The sequence below is a fragment of the Synechococcus sp. R3-13 genome (assembly GCF_047462195.1).
Lineage (GTDB): Bacteria > Cyanobacteriota > Cyanobacteriia > Thermostichales > Thermostichaceae > Thermostichus.
In genome coordinates, this window is record NZ_JANSIO010000510.1 from 1 (window position 1) to 3,572 (window position 3,572).

General features: G+C 59.7%; 3 protein-coding genes. All 3 read left to right on the forward strand.

Annotated features, from left to right (window positions below):
• On the forward strand, positions 1 to 1,163 hold a 1,163-nt coding region (locus NW856_RS14000), incomplete at its 5' end, for an exopolysaccharide biosynthesis polyprenyl glycosylphosphotransferase (protein ID WP_414400735.1).
• Positions 1,164 to 1,173: 10 nt separating this feature from the next.
• Positions 1,174 to 1,941, forward strand: coding sequence for a phosphoribosylaminoimidazolesuccinocarboxamide synthase (gene purC, locus NW856_RS14005; RefSeq protein WP_414400736.1), 768 nt, complete (start codon positions 1,174 to 1,176; stop codon positions 1,939 to 1,941).
• Positions 1,928 to 3,418, forward strand: a complete 1,491-nt coding sequence (locus NW856_RS14010) for a DUF2157 domain-containing protein (protein WP_414400737.1) — start codon at positions 1,928 to 1,930, stop codon at positions 3,416 to 3,418. Before purC ends, NW856_RS14010 begins: the two co-directional genes overlap by 14 nt.
• Positions 3,419 to 3,572 lie beyond the last annotated feature (154 nt).

Here is a 3,572-nt window from a genome sequence, read left to right on the forward strand (position 1 = left end):
GGTTGCGGCTGGGCATGGGCTGGTTGTGCTCTAGGGGCTACGGTCGGCGGCAGGTCATCTGGGTGGGATCCTGGTCGGTGTTGGCGGAAGTGTTGGAGCGATTGCAGCGATCCCCGCAGTTGGGCTTCCAGGTAGTCGCCTGGGCAGGCGTAGAGCAAGGCTCTTTTGAGGAAGATCCCCCATCTCAAAATGGGGATCCCTGTCAAGATTCATATCCAGTACTAAACACCGCCCGCCCTACCTCTGGCGGGGTTGAGTCTGCCGACAGGACTCTGTCCGGCTCATCCCGAGGAACCCTCTCCTGCTTGTGCAGTCAGCTTGAGCCTTCCTGGTCGGCTCTTGAGCGTCTGGATCTGGTCCATTTGATCGCCTATCTGCAAGCCCACCCAGAAGTGCAGGAGGTGTGGTTTGGGCAACCGGAGCTGGCAACTGCTCCTCTGTTGCTCAGTTTGCAAACATTGTCGGTGCAGGTGCGCTTGGTGCCGGATATCTTAAGTTTTTTAACGGTAAACTTCAGCCTGCAGTCTCTCGACGGGATCCCTCTGCTAACTCTGCGTCAGCCCCCTTTGCGCTACGCCCACAACCGGTTCCTCAAGCGAGCTGTAGACATCCTAGGAGCTTCCCTGGGCCTGATCTTGCTTAGCCCTCTGTTTTTGATTATTGCCCTGCTGGTAGCCTGCAGCAGTCCTGGCCCCATTCTGTATTGGCAAGAGCGGGTGAGCTTGGACGGGCGTCGCTTTTGGATTGCCAAGTTCCGCACCATGCGAGTGGATGCTGAGGCAGCCGGCCAGCCGGGCTGGACGCGCCCCGGGGATCCGCGCCGAACCAAGATAGGAGCCTTTTTGCGCCGCACCAACCTGGACGAGCTGCCCCAACTGTGGAACGTCCTGAAAGGGGAAATGAGCCTAGTGGGCCCCCGCCCAGAGCGGCCCTACTTTGTCGAGCAGTTTAGCCAGGAGATCCCCAAGTATCCGGATCGGCATTTGGTAAAAAGTGGCCTCACCGGCTGGGCCCAGATCCACGGCCTGCGGGGAGATACCAGCATTGCCCGCCGCACCCAGTATGATCTCTACTATGTGCAAAACTGGTCGCTGTGGCTGGATCTGCGCATCTTGGCCATCACCTTCTGGCAAGGGATCCGCGGACGGCTGGCCGGATACTAGGGGTTAGCGTATGCCATTCTCCCCCCAAGAGCTGCTCTACGAGGGCAAGGCCAAGCGCATCTACCGCACTGCCGATCCCAGGGTTTATCTTTGCCAATACAAAGACGACGCCACGGCCTTCAACGCCCAAAAGCGGGGATCCATCGCCGGCAAGGGAGAGGTGAATTGCACCGTCTCCAGCCATGTGTTTGCCTACCTGGCGCAGCAAGGGATCCCCAACCATTTCTTGGCCCAAACCGGCCCCACCGAGATGCAGGTGCGAGCCTTGCACATCCTGCCTTTGGAAGTGGTGGTGCGCAACCGCACAGCGGGTAGCCTCTGCCGACGGCTGGGCCTGGAGCAGGGCCTTCCCATCGAGCCGCCGCTGGTGGAGTTCTATTACAAAAACGATGCCTTGGGGGATCCCTTGGTGACCCCAGATCACATCCGCCTATTGCAGCTGGCCACGCCGGAGCAGGTGGAGCGCTTGGGATCCCTGGCTTTGGCCATCAACAACCATCTGCAGGCTTTCTGGCGAAGCTGCCGCCTAGAGTTGGTGGACTTTAAGCTGGAGTTTGGCCTGGACGAGAAGGGAGAGATCCTGCTAGCCGACGAGATTAGCCCCGATACCTGCCGTCTTTGGGATCGGGGGGGATCTGAGCCGCGGGTGCTGGATAAAGATCTCTTTCGCTTTGATCTGGGGGATCCGGTGGCTGGCTATCAAGAGGTGTTGCAGCGGGTGCTTCAGGCTACTCTCCCCTCTCCGTCTGGGAGAGGAGCCAGGGGTGAGGGACTATAATCGCCTCAGCGATCCCACTCCTTTAACGCCCGAGCCTCCTTTCGCTTGTCGGGATCCCGCCATGACCTCTCCCCGCCCCCCCTACCCCGGCGAGCGTTTCCGCCGCCAACTGGCCGACCTGCTGAACACCTGGGTGGAGCAGGGGTTGATCGAACCTGCCCAACGGGATCGCCTGCGGGAGTATTACCAACTGGAGAGTTTGCAACGCTCAGCCGGCGGGCGATTTGCCCTGGTGCTGCTGCTGTTTGGCGCAGTTCTGGTGGGCCTAGGGGTGATCTCCTTTGTGGCGGCCAACTGGGCTGCCATTCCCCGCTGGGCAAGAGCCTGGGGGTGCTTGGCCCTCATGGTAGGGCTGCAGGTGGCTGGCTTCCAGGTTTGGCAGCAGGGATCCCGACGGCTGGGCAGCGCCCTGCTGATAGCCGGTGAACTGACCCTGGGAGCCTGTATTGGCCTGATGGCGCAGTGGGTTCAGCTTGGGGGATCTGCGGCAGGCTTGTTTTGGGCCTGGGGGATGGGCGGTTTGGCCATGGCCTACAGCTTGCGTCACAGCCCCAGTGGTGTACTGGCCTGCCTTCTGCTGGGCTTGGGGATGGTAGCCGACTTCTGGGATTGGGGGACTGTCAACTTCCTCTATCCTTGGTTGACCCTGGGCCTGCTGGTTCCTCTGGCCTATTGGTGTTGCTCTCGCTGGGTTTTTGCCCTGGCCGTGGTGAACTTTGGCCTGGCGTTGCAAGGGTTAGCCGAGCGTTTGGGCAGCTCTTTCCAAGGTTTAACCCTTTTGCATCTGCTTGGTGTTGCAGTTGTGTGGGGGTTGGGTCTGTGGCACCAACGCCATAAGCCTTGGCTAAGCCGGGTTTTAACTGAAGGAAGGGATCCAGAGCTTCCCGGCGAGCTGGAGCAAGGCTTGGATTTGGCCCCGACAGCCCAGAACTTGGCTCTGCTGGGGCTGGGTGTCCTGCTCTATGTCTGGAGCTTTGTCGGGACGTGGGTCGATCTTTCCGAGGATCCCCTCTGGAACGTTGGGGATCCCTGGGCGAGCTTGTCGGCAGTGGGGTTGCTGCTGCTGACGGGCTGGGGCTGGTGGCAGGGTTGGCAGGAGAAGAGATCCCAGCCCGTTTCGTCTTGGCTGAAGGATGCTGCTGTTCTGATTTCTCTGGTTGCCTTGGCGCTTTTGCTGGGGATCGGCAGCGCTGTGCCTTTGAACGTGACGGCAGGAGCAGCCTTGGTCCTCTTTGCCCCCTGGATAGTGACCTTGCTGTTGCTGGGGCTGTCAGCAGTGCTCTGCTGGGAAGGGCTACAGCAAGGGCGGCGGGGGCGCTTCTGGCAGGGACTGTTGGGGCTAACCCTGGTGGTGCTGACCCGCTTTTTCGAGTACCCAACCGGCCTGTTGGCCAAGTCGGCGGTGTTGGTGGCCTGTGGGATCGGGGTAATCTGGCTGGGGCTGAAATTTGAGCGGCGGATTTTCTCCCGTCTCTAATTCTTGCCCTTCTAGGAAGCCAAGCCCCGCTACATGATCAAGCAAAGGAAAAAGCTGGAATTGAGCTGGAATTCACAAGAATTTACAAAGTTTAAGGAACCTGCTTGTATTCCCCAATGTCTTTGCTAGGTCGTGTTGATCTTATGTTAGGATA